Source organism: Stenotrophomonas sp. 86156_Sma (assembly GCF_056481625.1).
Window position 1 is genome coordinate 3756468 of sequence record NZ_CM151157.1, and the last position, 15443, is coordinate 3771910.

The window sequence follows — 15443 nt, forward strand, 5'->3', positions numbered from 1 at the left end:
TCTTCTCACACGGATTGGGCTATTGTGGCTGCATGGCCGCTGCTGCGTATATGCCCCAGGTGAAAGGATTCCCCGAAACATTGGCCGAACAGGCGCTGGATGATGCGCTGGGCAGCGGCGCAGCGGTTCCAGTATTGGCGATCAGCGGCCTGCAGGGGAGCGGCAAATCGACGCTGGCCGCGCAGGTGGTGGCGCGCGCCCAGGCACGCGGCCTGAACGCGGCCACGCTGTCGATCGATGACGTCTACCTCACCCGTGCGCAGCGCCAGCGACTGGCCCGCCAGGTGCATCCGCTGCTGATCACCCGCGGGCCGCCCGGCACCCACGACCTGCCGCTGGCCCACGGCGTGCTGGACGCGGTGGCCGCACGCCAGCCCTTCGCGATGCCACGATTCGACAAGCTGGCCGATGAACGCCTGCCCGAGGCTCAGTGGCCGCAGCTGCAGCAGCCATTGGACCTGCTGGTGTTCGAAGGCTGGTTCCTCGGCACACCGGCGCAGGATGACAACGCACTGGACAGCCCGCTGAACGCACTGGAGCGCGAGGCCGACGCCGATGGCCGTTGGCGCCGCTGGTGCAACCAGGCGCTGGCCCGCGACTACCCGGCGTTGTGGCAGCGCTGCGACCGCCTGTGGTTCCTGCAGCCGCCGGATTTCTCGGTGGTACCACGCTGGCGCTGGCAGCAGGAGCAGAACCTGCAGGCCGCGCAGCCGGGCCGGCACGGCATGAGCCGGCCTCAGCTGGAACGCTTCGTGCAGTACTACGAGCGGGTCAGCCGGCAGGCACTGCGCGCCCTGCCCGCCCTGGCCGACCACGTGGTGGTGCTGGACGGCCAGCGCCAGGTGCAGGACGTACGCTGAGCGCGCCTATTCCACCAGGAAGGTCACCCGCAGGTTGACCCGCCATTCGGTGATTTCGCCGCTGCCATTGGTGACCACCTTGGTCTCGTTCACCCAGGCGCCCTGGATGCCCTTGACCGTCTCGGAAACCTTCTTCAGCCCGCTGCGCACGGCGTCTTCCACGCTTTTGGGCGAGGAGGCGGTGATTTCGATGACCTTGGCGACCGTCATGGCCTGTACTCCGGCTGGCGCGGGAGACCCCGCAGGAACGCCTACCCTGACGTGAAGAACGTAAAGGCAAGGGCACGGAGGTGTTAGCATCAGAGGGCATGAATCCTGCTCCGAACCTGATCCTGATCGGCCCGATGGGCGCCGGCAAAACCTGCATCGGCCGCCGCCTGGCCGAGCGCTTCACGCTGGACTTCGTCGATGTCGACCAGGCCATCGTCGATGCCGCCGGCGCCAGCATCCCGACCATCTTCGAGCACTCGGGTGAAACCGGCTTCCGCAGCCATGAGCGCGAAGCCTTGGCCCGTGTGCTGGAAGGCCGCGGCCAGCTGGTTTCCACCGGTGGTGGCGCCGTACTGGATCCGGACAACCGTGCGCTGATCGCCCAGCGCGGCTTCGTGGTCTACCTGCGGGTCAGCGTTACCGCGCAGCTGGAACGCCTGGCCCGCGACAAAGGCAGGCCACTGCTGCAGCGCCCGGACCGCGAGCAGGTGCTGCACGATCTGGCTGCTCACCGCGACCCGCTGTACCGCGAACTGGCCGACCTCACCCTCGATACCGACCCGTACACCGCTGCCGACGCGACCGCCCACCTGGTGGTCAAGCTGGCCACGCAATGGCAGCGCCAGGACCTGACCGCATGACTTCCCCCGCCCTGTTGCAGGTCGCCGTTGGCGGCGACCGCCCCTACTCCATCACCATCGGCGCTGGTGCCCAGGCCGACGGCACCGCGCTGGCCTCGCATGTGCGCGGCCGCCACGTGCTGCTGCTCAGCGACAGCGAAGTGGCTCCGCGCTACCTGGCCGCGGTGAAGCAGACGCTGCTGGCCGCACGCCCCGACCTGATCGTCGGCGAGCACGTGCTGGCCGCCGGCGAAGCCTCCAAGACCCTGGCCGAATTCGGTCGTGCGATCGAAGCGCTGGCCGCACTCGGCGCCACCCGAGATGCCTGCGTGTTCGCCCTCGGTGGCGGCGTGGTCGGTGATCTCGCTGGTTTTGCCGCGGCCTGCTGGATGCGCGGCGTGGACTGCGTGCAGCTTCCGACCACCCTGTTGGCGATGGTCGATTCGTCGGTGGGCGGCAAGACCGCGGTCGACATTCCGGCCGGCAAGAACCTGGTCGGCGCATTCCATCCGCCGCGCGCGGTGATCGCCGATACCCGCGTGCTGGCCACCCTGCCGCCGCGCGAGCTGCGCGCCGGCCTGGCCGAAGTGGTGAAGTACGGCGCGCTGGGCGATGCAGTGTTCTTCGAATGGCTGCAGCAGCATGCCGATGCGCTGCTGGCCGGCGAAGACAACGTGCTTTCTGAAGCCATCGCGCGCAGTTGCCGGCACAAGGCCGCCATCGTCGAGCGCGATCCGTTCGAGAAGGGGGAACGTGCCCTGCTCAACCTGGGACACACCTTCGGCCACGCCATCGAGACCGAACAGGGCTACTCCGCCCCCGGCCGCGATGCGCTGAACCATGGCGAGGCGGTGGCGGTGGGCATGGTGCTGGCGGCGAAGCTGTCCACCGACCTGGGGCTGTCCGACGATGCCGACCGTGCGCGCCTGCAGGCCCTGCTGGAACGCCTCGGCCTGCCGGTGGCGATCCCCGCAGGACTGGATCCGCAGGCCCTGCTCGGCCGCATGCGGCTGGACAAGAAGAACGTGGCCGGCCGCCTGCGCCTGGTGCTGTGGCGTGGCATGGGCCGCGCCGAAGTGGTGCCGGACGTGGATGAGGCAGCGGTGCTGAAGGTGCTGTCGGCCCGGTAGTGCCGGCCAACGGCCGGCACCACCGCGTTGCGGCCGGGGTCACCCTGGCCCCGCTACAATCGGCGCCATGCACGTCTACCTGCAACATCCCGACGCCGGTGCGCAGGCACCGCGCTTCCTGCGCCTGAGCCTGCAGCCGGATCTGTTCGGCGGCTGGGAACTGCTGCGCGAGAGCGGCCGCGTCGGCAGCCGCTCGCAGCTGCGGCGCGAGCTGTTCCTGCAGGCCGACGAAGCCCGCCATGCCTTCGAGAAGGCCCGCGATGCCGAACTGCATCGCGGTTTCCAGATCCTCTCGCACGGCGACTGACGCCGCTGCCAACTTTCGTCCAAGGAATGCCCATCGTGACCAGCCCTCTCCGCAACGATCGCCTGCTGCGCGCCCTGCGCCGCGAACCGGTGGACTGCACCCCCGTCTGGCTGATGCGCCAGGCCGGACGCTACCTGCCGGAATACCGCGCGACCCGAGCCAAGGCCGGCAGCTTCCTGGCCATGGCCAAGAATCCGGAGATTGCCTGCGAGGTTACCCTGCAGCCGCTGCGCCGCTTCCCGCTGGATGCGGCCATCCTGTTCTCGGACATCCTCACCATTCCCGATGCGATGGGCCTGGAGCTGTACTTCGTCGAAGGCGAAGGCCCGAAGTTCCGCCACCCGGTGCGTGATGAAGCGGCCATCGCCAGGCTGGCGGTGCCGGACATGGAACAGGACCTGGGCTACGTGATGGACGCGGTGCGCCTGATCCGCCGTGAGCTGGACGGCCAGGTGCCGCTGATCGGTTTCTCCGGCAGCCCGTGGACGCTGGCCTGCTACATGGTGGAAGGCGGCGGCAGCAAGGACTTCGCGCGGATCAAGGCGATGGCACTGAACCATCCGCAGGCCCTGCACCGCCTGCTGGAGGTCACCACCGAGGCGGTGATCGCCTATCTCGGCGCGCAGCGCGCGGCCGGTGCACAGGCGCTGCAGGTATTCGATACCTGGGGTGGCGTGCTGTCGCCGTCGATGTACCGCGAGTTCTCGCTGCGCTACCTGCAGCGGATTGCCGAGGGCCTGGAGCGCGGCGAAGGCAACGAGCGCACCCCGCTGATCCTGTTCGGCAAGGGCACCGGCCTGCATCTGGAAGCGCTGTCGCAGACCGGTGCCGATGCGCTGGGCCTGGACTGGACGCTGGATCTGGACGAGGCGATGCGCCGCACCGGCGGCCGCGTCGCCCTGCAGGGCAACCTCGACCCGACCACCCTGTACGCCTCGCCGGATGCGATCGCCGCCGCAGCAGCACGCGTGCTCGACACCTATGCCGCCGGCAACGGTGGTTCGCGCGAGGGCCATGTGTTCAACCTCGGTCACGGCATGTCGCCGGACATGGACCCGGCGCACGTGCAGGTGCTGGTCGACGCAGTGCACGCGCACAGCCAGCGCTGAGCATTGCGCATGCGGTTGCGGTTGCGGTTGCGGCGCGATGTTGATCGCGCCGTGACCCGCAGTGCGCGATCATGGCGTCCCCCACGCTGCACCGGCCACACCCCATGTCTACATCGCCATCGACCTACAACCGCCAGCGCCCCCTGCTGTGGCTGGTTTCGTTGGCGATCTTCATGCAGATGCTGGACTCGACCATCGTCAACACGGCCTTGCCGGCGATGGCGGCCAACCTGGGAGAAAGCCCGCTGCAGATGCAGTCGGTGGTGTTCAGCTACGCGCTGGCGGTGGCCACTTTCATCCCTGCCTCCGGCTGGATTGCCGACCGTTACGGCACGCGTCGTACCTTCCTGGTAGCGATCATCCTGTTCACCCTCGGCTCGCTGGCCTGCGCGCTGGCCCAGCACCTGCACCAGCTGGTCGGTGCGCGCGTGCTGCAGGGAATCGGCGGTGCGATGCTGCTGCCGGTCGGACGCCTGGCAGTGATGCGTTCGGTGCCACGCGAGGACTTCCTGCGCGCGATGAGCTTCATCGCCATCCCCGCGCTGGTCGGCCCGTTGATCGGCCCGACGTTGGGTGGCTGGCTGGTCGAGATCGCGTCGTGGCACTGGGTGTTCCTGATCAACCTGCCGATCGGCGTGATCGGTTTCATCGCCGCGATGAAGATCATGCCCGACCACTACGCCAGCCATCGCACCCGTTTCGACCTGCGCGGCTACATCATGCTGGCCTTTGCGATGGTGGTGCTGTCGCTGGCGCTGGACGGCATCTCCGGGCTCGGAACGCCACATGCGCTGGTGATGCTGATGACCGTGGCCGGCCTGGCCGCACTGGTCGGTTACTGGCTGCATGCCGCCAACTCCACCGCGCCGTTGTTCTCGCTGGCCCTGTTCCGCGTGCCCAGCTACCGCATCGGCATCCTTGGCAACCTGTTCTCGCGCATCGGCAGCAGCGCCATGCCGATGCTGATCCCGTTGCTGCTGCAGGTCGGCCTGGGCCTTGGCCCGATGAACGCCGGCCTGATGATGGTGCCGGTGGCGGCGGCCGGCATGGTGTCGAAGAAGCTGGCGGTGAAGCTGGTCGAGCGCTACGGCTACCGCCGCGTGCTGATGGTCAACACCGTGCTGGTTGGCCTTGCGATGGCCAGCTTCATCCTGATGACACCCGGCCAGCACCTGGCCTGGCGCCTGCTGCAGCTGGCCTTCTTCGGTGCTGTCAATTCCCTGCAGTTCACCGTGATGAACACCGTGACGCTGCGGGATCTGGACCGCGAGTTCGCCAGTTCCGGCAACAGCCTGCTGTCGATGGTGATGATGCTCGCCGCCGGTTTCGGTGCCGCGGCGGCCGGCAGCCTGCTGGCCGCGTTCGGCAATCACCTGGACAGCAACAGCGCCACCACGGCACTGCATGCGACGTTCCTGTGCGTGGGCGCGATCACCCTGACCTCGACGATGATCTTCTGGCAGCTGCCGGACACCAAGCCGGAGCCACGGCAGGTCGAGCACGTCGCGGAGTGAGGGGTTCGGCAGGGTTGCACCCTGCACCCGCCGAATCAACGTCAGCGTCAAAAGCGGGCATTCCGTGGAATGGCGGGGCGGTGTCGGATTGCGGGGACGCCGCAAGTACGTCCCTGTAGGCTTGGCAGCCGCATCCATGCGGCTGACACCCCGCAATCCGACACCGCCCCACCTCTGACAGATGGGCGCTGCTGTTGGTGGGTGTCGACCTTGGTCGACACATCGGTCAGATATCGAAATGTACATGGGGTCAGATCCATTTTGATATCTGACAGAGATTCGTCCACGCATGGCGTGGATCTACTGGAGACCGCGACGGGTCTGGAGGAGAGCCCCCTGAGTCAGGGGGCGGCCGCGAAGCGGCGGGGGTATGGGCGCTGGTAAGAGGGGCCCGCGTTTCGCGCAGCGAAGCGTGGGAGCGACAGCGAGCATGCGATGGCGTGTACCAGGGCCGCAGGCCCTGCCGAACCTACCTTCCCATCACCCGGGCGATCGCTTCCACCAGCAGTTCCCCGGTCACCGGCTTGCGCAGGAAGCCACCGATGCCGGCCGCCTCCACCTGCTGCTGCAGGTCCGGGTCGGTACGCGCGGTCACCGCCAGCAGCGGCAGCATGTAGCCCTGGTTGCGCAGATGCTGGGCCAGCTCGAAGCCGCTCAGGCCCGGCAGGTCGAGATCCAGCAGGCCGACGTCGAAATCACCGGCACTGATCTCACGCAGTGCCGCCAGCGCATGGCCCGCATGTACCACCTCGTGCCCGCGCGCACTCAGCAGCCCGCGCACCACATCGGCCACAGTCGCGTCGTCCTCCACCAGCAGTACCCGCAATGGCGGCATGTTGGCCGCGTCCTCGCGGTGCGTTTCACCATCTGCTTCGGCATCGGCATCGACCACCATCGGCAACGGCAACGTCACGCCGAAGCAGGTGCCGCGACCAAGCTGGCTCTCCACCTGGATCCGCCCCTGCATCGCATGCGCCAGTTCGCGGCAGATCGCCAGGCCCAGGCCACTGCCGCCGTACTGCGCCGCGGTACGTGCACCATCGGCCTGCTCGAAGCGGCGGAACAGGCGTTGCTGTTGCTCCTGGCTGATGCCGGGGCCGGTGTCGCGCACTTCGAAATGCAGAGATCGCAGCTCGGCGTCGCTGCGCGCGTGCAGGGTGATGGTGCCGCGGCTGGTGAACTTGACCGCATTCGAGAGCAGGTTCAGCAGGATCTGCCGTACCCGCATCGCGTCGCCGGTGGCCTGCAGGCCGGGCGGCAACTGGTTGTCGAGGGTGAAGCGCAGGCCCTTCTGTGCAGCCAACGGGCCCATCAGCGCCGCCAGGTCCTGCAGCAGGCAGCTCAGCGCGAACGGCTTGGACTGCAACTCCAGACGGCCCGATTCGATCCGCGCCAGGTCCAGCGCATCGTTGACCAGATGCAGCAGGTGCTCGCCGGCGTGGCGGATTGATTGTGTATAGCCGCGCTGCTGCGGATCCAGCGGTGAGGACAGCAGCAGCTCGCTCATGCCGAGCACACCGGTCATCGGCGTGCGGATCTCATGACCAAGGTTGGCCAGGAAGCGGGTCTTGGCCGCCGACGCCTGCTCGGCCAGCTCCTGCTTGTGCAGCGCCAGCTGATAGGCGTGGCGACGCTGCAGGCGGCGACGGTACAGCCAGGCGAACCAGCTGGTCAGCAGCAGCGCGAACGAGGCCAGCACCAGCAGGCCGGACAGGCTGCGCCACCACGGTGGCTGCACGCGGAATTCCAGGCTCTGCACCCGTGACCAGACATGGTCGGCCGACCGCGCCTGCACTTCCAGCCGATAGCTGCCCGGTGCCAGCCGCGAGAACAGGCGCTCACCGGCCGGTCCCACTTCCACCCAGTCCGGGTCATAGCCGGCCAACCGGTAACGATAGGTATTGGACGCCGAATCGGCGAACGACAACAGGCGCGCGACGATGCGCAGATCGCGGTCGCCATCGGCGATCTGCAACGGCGTGTCGTGGGTGAGGTCCAGCACCTGCTCGTTGCGGCGCACCTCCACCCGCTCGATCACCAGCGGCGCACGCCGCATCGAGGGCCGCACCTGCTCCGGGTCGAACACCACCACACCGGCCGGCGTACCCGCCACCAGATGGCCGTCTCCCGACATCACCAGCGTGTGCTCGCGGAATTCCTGGCTCGGCAGGCCGTCATGCACGCCATACAGGCGCACGCTCTGGCCATCGGCGCCGATGCGCACCAGGCCACGCGCGCTGGTTGCCCACGCCACCCCCTGTGCATCGACCACCAGCCCCGAAGCGGAGATCGCCGGGTAGCCCTGCTCGGCACCGATCACGGCCTGCCGCTCCAGCCGGCCCTGGCTCCAGCGGTAGCGCGACAGGCGGCCATCCTCGGACAGCCAGACCTGGCCATCGCTGCCCACGTGCAGTGCATGGATCGCGGTCGCCGGTGCGCCCGGCACCGGCTGGAAGCGCTCGCTTTCCGGCAGCCACTGCAGCAGGCCTCGGCTGCTGGCCAGCCAGATATGATCCTGCGGCCCGCATTCCACATCGAGATTGAGCTGGCCCTGCTGCAATCCGCGCTGGCCATTGTCCAGCTGGCGCCGCAGGCGCCCATCCAGATCGCGCTGCTGAAGACCCGACGGCAGCATCAGCCAGAGGCTGTCACCATCACAGGTCATCATCGATTCGATGACCCCTTCCATGGTCGCGTCGGCGCCGGCATCCCGGCCCCAGCGGCGCAGATCACGCCGCTTCGGGTCGTAGCGTAGCAGCGCGTCGTTGGAGCCGATCCAGACCTGGCCGCGGCGATCCTCGCGCACCGAGGTCAGCCAGTGCATGCCGTTGACCCAGGTGCGGTGCTGTTCGATGCGGCCGGTCTTCGGATCGAAGCGGTCCAGCGCGCCGTGGCTGCCGACCGTCCAGATGCCGCCGTTGCTGGACGGGCTGGTACCCAGCACGAAGGCATTGCGCAGCGAGCGCGGGTCGTCCTCCAGCCGCGACAGCACCGAGAACTGCCACCAGCGCGGCAGCAGGTGCCACAGGCCGGCGTTGGTGCTGGCCAGCCAGATGCCCCCCTCGCGATCCTCGTAGGCGCCGGTCCAGTTCGGGCGTACCGGGCCACGCGCCACCGCGCTGTACAGCGGCACGGCCTGGTACTGGCCATCGACCGCGCGGCCAAGGCCGGTGCGGGTGTCCAGCCAGTGCCCGCCCTGCTCGTCGCGCAGCATCATGCCCAGCACCTGTTCGCCTTCGGGCAGCTTCCAGGACGGTGCCTCGAAACGACCATCGGGACGACGCACGATGGCACCGGCCATCGTGCTGATCCAGAGGCTGCCATCGGGCTCGGCCGTCAGGCCATTGATCAGCAGGCTGGGAACGATGCCGGCACCAACCCGTTCAAAGTCCGTGCCGGTCCAGCGCGCGACGCCATGCTTGGTGCCGATCCACAGGCTGCCATCGGCCAGGGTTGCCAGATAGGGCACCGATGCGGCCGGCAGGCTGCGTGGGTTGTTCGCTTCGGGCAGGAAGCGCTGCAGCCGGTCCTGGTTGTCCAGGCGGTACAGACCACCTTCGTGGGTGCCGAACCAGACCGAACCATCCGGCGTGGTGGCCAGGCTCCAGACCGTGTTGGTGCCCATCAACGGCTGGCTGCTGCGGTCGTAGAAATGCAGCTGGCGGCGATCGGCCGACATCCGTACCAGACCGGCGTTCTCGGTGCCGATCCAGAGCTGGTTGCGGGCATCGACCAGCACCGTCCAGATGCGGTTGTCGCGCAGGCCGTCTTCCGAGCGCCAGATCCGGTAGTTGCGCCCGTCGTAGCGGGCCAGACCGTCGTTGGTGGCGATCCAGAGGTAACCGTAACGATCCTCGGCCATGCGGTTCACGGTATTGGACGGCAAGCCGTCGAACACCGTCACCTGGCGCGGGCTCGGTGGCACCGGCTGCGCCGCAGCGGGCGACAGGCAGCACAGGAGGACCAGCAGCAGCATCGCCGCCCGCAGATACACCACCGATTGCCTCCTCACGCTGCTTCTGATGATTCCCGCACTACGGGCGTCGGCATGGTAAACCGAAAGTCGCGCCGTTCACGCCCGGCGCTGGCGCATTCAAAGGGCGGCTTGTCGTTTTGCGCGCGCCTGGGCAATGGCAGTCACCAGCATGTCACCGGTCACCGGCTTGCGCAGGAAGCCATCAAACCCGGCCGCCAGGACCTGGGTCTCGGCGTAGGCATCGGAGCGCGCGGTGACCGCCACCAAGGGGAGTTCATAGCCCATGGTACGCAGCTGGCGAGCGATGGCGGTGCCGTCCAGCGCGGGCAGATCGAGATCGAGCAGGCCCACGTCAAAACCATCGGTGGCAATCTCCGAAAGCGCGCCCAGGCCATGCAGCACATGCACCACGTCGTGGCCACGGCCACGCAGCAGGCCGGCGATGACCTCGGCCACGGTCGCGTCATCTTCCACCAGCAGGATGCGCAGCGGCGGCAGCACCGGCAGCACCGGCGACTCGCCCGGCGCATTGGCGGCCTGCCGGATCCAGGGCAGCGGCAACCACACCCGGAATCGCGCGCCCTTGCCCGGCTGGCTGTCCACTTCGATGCGTCCGTTCATGGCCACGGCCAGCTCCTGGCAGATCGCCAGGCCCAACCCGCTGCCGCCATAGCGCGACGCGGTGCGCGGGCCGTCCGCCTGTTCGAAGCGATGGAACAGCCGGTCCTGCTGCTCGGCGTTGATGCCCGGGCCGGTGTCATGCACTTCGAAGCAGAGTCCGCCACCGTTCTCTTCCAGGCGCACGGCCAGGCCGACGTGCCCGCGCTCGGTGAACTTGATTGCATTGCCCAGCAGGTTGAGCAGGATCTGCCGCACGCGCATCTCGTCGCCGCTGACGCTGATCGGCCCCAGCGGATCGCCCCCACGCTGGAACCCCAGGTTGCGCTGCTTCGCCATCGGCTCCATCAACGCCTGCACCTGGTCGAGCAGGCCAGCCAGATCGAACGGGCGCAGGTCGAGCTCCAGCCGGCCGGCCTCGATGCGGGCCAGATCCAGTGCGTCATTGACCAGCCGCAGCAGGTGGCTGCCAGCCTGCTGGATCGAGCCTGCATAGCTGCGCTGCACCGCATCCAGCGGGGTGGCCAGCAGCAACTCGCTCATGCCGAGCACACCGGTCATCGGCGTGCGCACCTCATGGCCCAGCGTGGCCAGGAACCGGCTCTTGGCCTGGGAGGCCTGCTCTGCCAGTTGCTGCTTGTGCACGGTCAACTGCCATTGCTGGCGGCGGCGCAGGCGCGCACGGATCGACCACACCAGGATAAGCAGCAGCAGCGAGCCGATCAGCAGGTAGCCGAAGATCGCCATGCCGCTGCGCCACCAGGGTGGCAGCACCTTCACCTGCAACCGCTGTGAAGGCGTCCACGTGCCACTGGCCGTTGCCGCCTGGACTTCAATGACGTAGCTGCCGGTCGGCAGCCGCGACAGCGTGCGCTGGCCGTCACCGCCCTGCTCCACCCAGTTCTGGTCGTAGCCCTGCACCCGGAAGCGGTAACGGTTGCCCTGCGGATTGGCATAGGAAAGCAGTCGCGCATCGATCTGCAGATCACGATCATCCGGCCCCAGCAACAGCGTGCCGGTGGTCGGCAGCGGTTGCCAGCCACGGGCATCATCACGCCGCACGCGGACCTCGGCGATCACCAGCGACGACGGCGGCAGCACCGCATCGGCAGCATTCACATCGAACACGACCAGGCCGGTCTGGGCCACCGCGAGCACGCGACCATCGGCATTCACCGCCGGCGGCCTGCTGGTGAACTCGGCGTCGGGCAGGCCATCGCGTTCGTTGAACTGCTGCAGGCGGCGCGTCTTCGGGTCCCACCGCAGCAGGCCACGTGGCGTGGTCGCCCACAGGCGGCCGTCTTCGGCCAGCGCCAGTCCGCCCATGCTGACCGAGGGCACGCCAGCACTGCCATCGATGCGCTGGATCAGGCGCAGGCTCATGCCATCCCATTGGTAGCGTTCCAGCGCGCCCTGCCGGGCCAGCCACAGCTGCTGCGGATCCACCCACACCAGATCGTAGATCAGCCCGCGCGAAACACCCGGCACCGCTTCGAAGCGCCCGGCCTGTTCACGCCAGATCCCCATGTCGCCCATCACCCAGGCCTTGCCCTGGGCATCAAAGCGGATCTGCTCAACCGGTGAATCGGCGGTCTTGCGGAGATCCTCCAGCGGGTAACTACGCAGCACGCGGCCATCGGCGCTGCGCTGCTGCAGGCCCAGGTTCATCACCGACAGCCAGACCGTGCCATCGGGGGCCTGCCGCATCAGATCGATGCGCTGGCGCAGATCGGCTCCCCCATCGATATGCCAATCGTGCAGCGCGCGGGTGGCCGGGTCGTACACGCTGATGCGGCCGGCACGCCCCAGCCACAGGCGCCCGTCCGGCCGCGGCAGCACCGACCACACCGCCCCGCTGCCGATCTCGCGATCGCTGGCCAACAACCTCAGTACTCCCTGCGCGTCCAGCTGGTACACGCCATGCGCTGAGCCGACGTAGTAATTCCGGCCATCACTGGCTGCACTCAGCAGGTACTGGCTGTCCAGCGGCTTGCCGTCAAGCTGGTTCCAGATCGAAAACCGGCGCCAGTCCGGCGGCAGGTAGGCCAGGCCCTGGGTCAGCAGCGCCACCCACAATCCGCCCTCATGGTCCTGCATCAGATCAAGCACACCGCTCTGGGCAGTGAGGAAGCCACTGCCGCGGTCGCCGTCGAGCCGCCGCAGCATGCTGGCATCTCCACGCAACAGGCCATCGGAGGTGCCCGCCCAGTAACCGCCCTGGCGATCGGCCAGCACCAGTGCCGAACGCAGGCGTGCACTGTCGGCCCAGCGCGGACGGCTGACCCGGTCCTGCGCGTCGATACGGTAGAGGCCGTCATTCTGGCTGCCGGCCCAGATCGAGCCATCGGGGTCGCGGCTCAGCCGCAATACACTCAGCGCCCCCAGTTCGCGCGGCGCGACAGCCTCGAATCCAGTCCCGTTCCAGCGCGCAATGCCCGCCTCGGTGCCGATCCACAGTCGCCCCTGCGCGTCGACAAGGCTGCTGTAGATGGTATTGCTGGGCAACCCGCCAGGACGGGCCGGATCATGCTCGAAGAAGCGCAGGCTGCCGTCTTCACCGAAACGGCAGACGCCATGGCCACTGGTGCCGATCCACAGTGCATCCTCGGCGTAGGCCAGCGTCCAGAACTGGCTCATGCAGGGGCCGTTGACCGCATCGAAGGTCTTGAAGCGTTCGCGGTCGGCATCCAGCCGGGCCACGCCCTTGCCATTGATGCCGACCCAGACGCGGTCCAGGGGATCGACCAGCAGGGTCTCGATCTCGTTGCCGGGCAGCGAGCCCGGCTGCTCCGGATCATGTTCCCAGACCCGCAGGTTGCCGCCGTCATAGCGCACCAGGCCACCATCGGTGGCCGCCCAGATATGGCCCTGGCGGTCCTCGGCCAGCGCCAGCACCATGCGCGAGGGCATGCCTTCAGCTGCACCGAAACGGCGCAGGCGCGGTGTTTCCGCCATGTCGAGGGCCGTGGCCGCCGTGGCGAACGCCATCAGCAGCAGCCCCATTCCCGCGATGCCTCGGCACCACAGGCGCCAACCGCTCGTCATCCTGAACCCCCTGTCCTGTCCCGATTGTCACACAGGGCCGGCTTCATGGCTGCAACAGGCTGTTTCCACCGGTGGACCCACCACGAACTGTTGCAGCCATGCACGCAACGTTGGCAGGGGGCTGTGCGTATGATCGCAACGTCCCCCTTCCGGAGCCCGCCATTGATGCGTCCCTGCCTGGCCCTGCTGCCGATGCTGCTCGCCACCGCCCCCGCCTGGGCGGATGCAGATACCTATCGCCTCGATCCGGTGCATACGCGTGTGCTGTTCACCATCGACCACGCGGGTTACTCGCAGGCGATGGGTACGGTCTCCGGCAGTGAGGGCCGCCTGCAGTTCGATCCCGACAACTGGCGCGAGGCCACACTGGATGTCGAGGTCCCCGTGTCGCGATTGGACCTAGGTGATGCCAAATGGAACCAGGCCACGCTGGCCCGCAACCTGCTCGACGGCGAGCGTTTCCCAAGCGCGCGCTTCGTCTCCAGCCGGGTCGAACCGATCGATGCCAGGCGCGCCCACGTGATCGGTACCCTGACCCTGCGCGGCGTCAGCCAGGAAGTCACCCTGGACGTGACCCTCAACGCCATCAAGCGCTACCCCCTCCCCCCGTTCCGACGCACCGCCGGTTTTTCCGCCAGCACCACGCTGAGCCGGCGCGCGTTCGGCATCACCGCCTGGCCGGGCGTCATCGGTGATGCAGTACAGCTGAGGATCGAGGCTGAAGCCACCCTCGACCGCAGCGACGCCCCGGGAACTCCCGCTCCCGTTCCGCACTCCGACCCCAAGACGGCCCGCTAGAGGACCTTTCATGACCGCCAAGAACACCCCCGCCGCCTGGGGGAGTGTCAGCCAGATCCTGCATTGGTTGATCGCACTGCTGATCCTCGCCCTGGGCGTGGTCGGCCTGACCATGGGCGAACTGCCCAAGACGCCCAAGTACTTCTGGGTCTACACCGCACACAAGTCGATCGGCATCACCGTACTGGCGCTGGTGCTGTTCCGCCTCGGCTGGCGCCTGTACGCCGGCGCCCCCAAGCCGGTGCCGGGCGTGCCCAGCTGGCAGGAGCGCATCGCAAGCGCCACCCACGTGCTGTTGTATGTGCTGATGTTCGCCATCCCGCTGTCGGGCTGGCTGTACGACTCGGCCAGTGGCCTGCGCCCGTTCCGCTGGTTCGGCCTGGTTGATGTGCCCAAGCTGAGTGGCCCGGATCCGCAGGTCGTCGCGGTGTCCCACGCCATCCACGAATACGGCTTCTGGCTGTTGATCGCGGTGGTGCTGGCCCATGCCGGCGCTGCCTTCTACCACCACCTGTTCCAGCGCGATGCAACGTTGTCCCGCATGTTGCCGCGCGGCTGGCTCGCCTCCCCTCAGAAGGACTGATCGATGAACCTGAAACTGACCACTCCGGCCGCCGTGGCCGCCGCCCTGGCCGGCATGCTGGCCACCGCCCCGGCGCTCGCCGCGGACTACGCGCAGGCCCCCGGCGCCGGCTCGATCCTGGTGTTCGCCACCAAGTACGACGGCGAAGTGTTCACCGGCAGCTTTCCGGGCTTTGCCACCAAGCTCAGCTTCGACCCGGCCAACCCGGCCGCCGGTTCGCTGGACGTGGTGATTCCGCTGGCCGGTGCCAAGAGCGGCAACAGCGACCGCGACTCGACCCTGCAGACCGCCGACTTCTTCAACGTCGGCAAGTTCGCCACTGCGCGTTACACCGCCAAGGGCTTCCGTGCGGTGGGCAACGACCAGTTCGCCGCCGACGGCACGCTGGAGCTGCGCGGCGTCAGCAAGCCGGTCACCCTTACCTTCACCTGGAAGCCGGGTACCCAGCCGGTGTTGACCGGCAAGGCCACCGTCAAGCGCCTGGACTTCGGCGTCGGCAGCGGTGACTGGGCCGACACCAAGACCATCCCGGACGAAACCGCGATCAGCACGATCGTGAAGTTCGACGCGAAATGATCAACGGGCCGGGGCACCGCCCCGGCCATCATCTCCGGTGGTGCCGGCCGCTGGCCGGCAACCTCACCGATGCGGGCAGGTGCCGGCCAGCGGCCGG

At 68.1% G+C, this 15443-nt stretch carries 12 protein-coding genes; 9 read left to right on the top strand and 3 right to left on the bottom strand.

All coding sequences use genetic code 11. From position 1 onward, the window contains the following. Positions 1-32: 32 nt before the first annotated feature. A complete protein-coding gene (locus ACZK33_RS17430) occupies positions 33-860 on the top strand; it encodes a kinase (protein WP_107432255.1) in 828 nt (275 codons plus the stop codon). A gap of 6 nt (positions 861-866) precedes the next feature. Here the strand turns inward: ACZK33_RS17430 and ACZK33_RS17435 are convergent, their stop codons facing one another. Next, positions 867-1070, bottom strand: coding sequence for a dodecin family protein (locus ACZK33_RS17435; RefSeq protein ID WP_005410663.1), 204 nt, complete (start codon positions 1068-1070; stop codon positions 867-869). Between the two features lie 98 nt (positions 1071-1168). Between ACZK33_RS17435 and ACZK33_RS17440 the strand changes: the two genes are divergently transcribed. The 5 genes from ACZK33_RS17440 (at position 1169) to mdtD (ending at position 5750) form a co-directional block, all read left to right on the top strand. Further along, positions 1169-1711 carry a shikimate kinase gene (locus ACZK33_RS17440; protein ID WP_049421214.1) on the top strand — a complete coding sequence of 181 codons (543 nt, stop codon included), beginning with the start codon at positions 1169-1171 and terminating at the stop codon, positions 1709-1711. Then, positions 1708-2820, top strand: coding sequence for a 3-dehydroquinate synthase (gene aroB, locus ACZK33_RS17445; protein WP_423174791.1), 1113 nt, complete (start codon positions 1708-1710; stop codon positions 2818-2820). The genes ACZK33_RS17440 and aroB overlap by 4 nt, the downstream gene beginning before the upstream one ends. Before the next feature lie 67 nt (positions 2821-2887). Then, a complete protein-coding gene (locus ACZK33_RS17450) occupies positions 2888-3127 on the top strand; it encodes a WGR domain-containing protein (RefSeq protein ID WP_032127800.1) in 240 nt (79 codons plus the stop codon). Positions 3128-3153: 26 nt separating this feature from the next. Further along, positions 3154-4236: a uroporphyrinogen decarboxylase gene (gene hemE, locus ACZK33_RS17455; protein ID WP_032127799.1), complete on the top strand. Its 1083-nt coding sequence runs from the start codon at positions 3154-3156 to the stop codon at positions 4234-4236. Between the two features lie 104 nt (positions 4237-4340). Then, the gene (mdtD, locus tag ACZK33_RS17460; protein WP_478453647.1) at positions 4341-5750 is read left to right on the top strand and encodes a multidrug transporter subunit MdtD; all 1410 of its coding nucleotides are present in this window, start codon (positions 4341-4343) and stop codon (positions 5748-5750) included. Between the two features lie 469 nt (positions 5751-6219). On the opposite strand, the gene ACZK33_RS17465 is transcribed toward mdtD, so the two are convergent. Both ACZK33_RS17465 and ACZK33_RS17470 read right to left on the bottom strand, forming a co-directional pair. After that, entirely contained in the window at positions 6220-9747 is a 3528-nt protein-coding gene (locus ACZK33_RS17465) for a hybrid sensor histidine kinase/response regulator (protein ID WP_107431908.1), read from the bottom strand. A 96-nt stretch (positions 9748-9843) separates the two neighbouring features. Then, a complete protein-coding gene (locus ACZK33_RS17470; protein WP_423174792.1) occupies positions 9844-13389 on the bottom strand; it encodes a hybrid sensor histidine kinase/response regulator in 3546 nt (1181 codons plus the stop codon). Positions 13390-13554: 165 nt separating this feature from the next. Between ACZK33_RS17470 and ACZK33_RS17475 the strand changes: the two genes are divergently transcribed. Genes ACZK33_RS17475 through ACZK33_RS17485 form a run of 3 tightly spaced genes read left to right on the top strand, consistent with a single transcriptional unit; the run spans position 13555 to position 15346 of the window. Further along, entirely contained in the window at positions 13555-14187 is a 633-nt protein-coding gene (locus tag ACZK33_RS17475) for a YceI family protein (RefSeq protein ID WP_423174793.1), read from the top strand. 10 nt (positions 14188-14197) lie between these two features. Next, a complete protein-coding gene (locus tag ACZK33_RS17480) occupies positions 14198-14770 on the top strand; it encodes a cytochrome b (protein ID WP_005410672.1) in 573 nt (190 codons plus the stop codon). A 3-nt stretch (positions 14771-14773) separates the two neighbouring features. Beyond that, positions 14774-15346, top strand: coding sequence for a YceI family protein (locus tag ACZK33_RS17485; RefSeq protein WP_010482754.1), 573 nt, complete (start codon positions 14774-14776; stop codon positions 15344-15346). The last annotated feature ends 97 nt before the right edge of the window (positions 15347-15443 follow it).

Excerpts from the sequence above, each read along its gene's own strand:
- ACZK33_RS17480 (WP_005410672.1), top strand. The coding sequence starts at position 14,198 with ATGACCGCCAAGAACACCCCCGCCGCCTGGGGGAGTGTCAGCCAGATC.
- ACZK33_RS17430 (WP_107432255.1), top strand. The coding sequence starts at position 33 with ATGGCCGCTGCTGCGTATATGCCCCAGGTGAAAGGATTCCCCGAAACA.
- ACZK33_RS17435 (WP_005410663.1), bottom strand. The coding sequence starts at position 1,070 with ATGACGGTCGCCAAGGTCATCGAAATCACCGCCTCCTCGCCCAAAAGC.
- ACZK33_RS17485 (WP_010482754.1), top strand. The coding sequence starts at position 14,774 with ATGAACCTGAAACTGACCACTCCGGCCGCCGTGGCCGCCGCCCTGGCC.
- ACZK33_RS17470 (WP_423174792.1), bottom strand. The coding sequence starts at position 13,389 with ATGACGAGCGGTTGGCGCCTGTGGTGCCGAGGCATCGCGGGAATGGGG.
- mdtD (WP_478453647.1), top strand. The coding sequence starts at position 4,341 with ATGTCTACATCGCCATCGACCTACAACCGCCAGCGCCCCCTGCTGTGG.
- aroB (WP_423174791.1), top strand. The coding sequence starts at position 1,708 with ATGACTTCCCCCGCCCTGTTGCAGGTCGCCGTTGGCGGCGACCGCCCC.
- ACZK33_RS17450 (WP_032127800.1), top strand. The coding sequence starts at position 2,888 with ATGCACGTCTACCTGCAACATCCCGACGCCGGTGCGCAGGCACCGCGC.
- ACZK33_RS17440 (WP_049421214.1), top strand. The coding sequence starts at position 1,169 with ATGAATCCTGCTCCGAACCTGATCCTGATCGGCCCGATGGGCGCCGGC.
- hemE (WP_032127799.1), top strand. The coding sequence starts at position 3,154 with ATGCCCATCGTGACCAGCCCTCTCCGCAACGATCGCCTGCTGCGCGCC.
- ACZK33_RS17475 (WP_423174793.1), top strand. The coding sequence starts at position 13,555 with ATGCGTCCCTGCCTGGCCCTGCTGCCGATGCTGCTCGCCACCGCCCCC.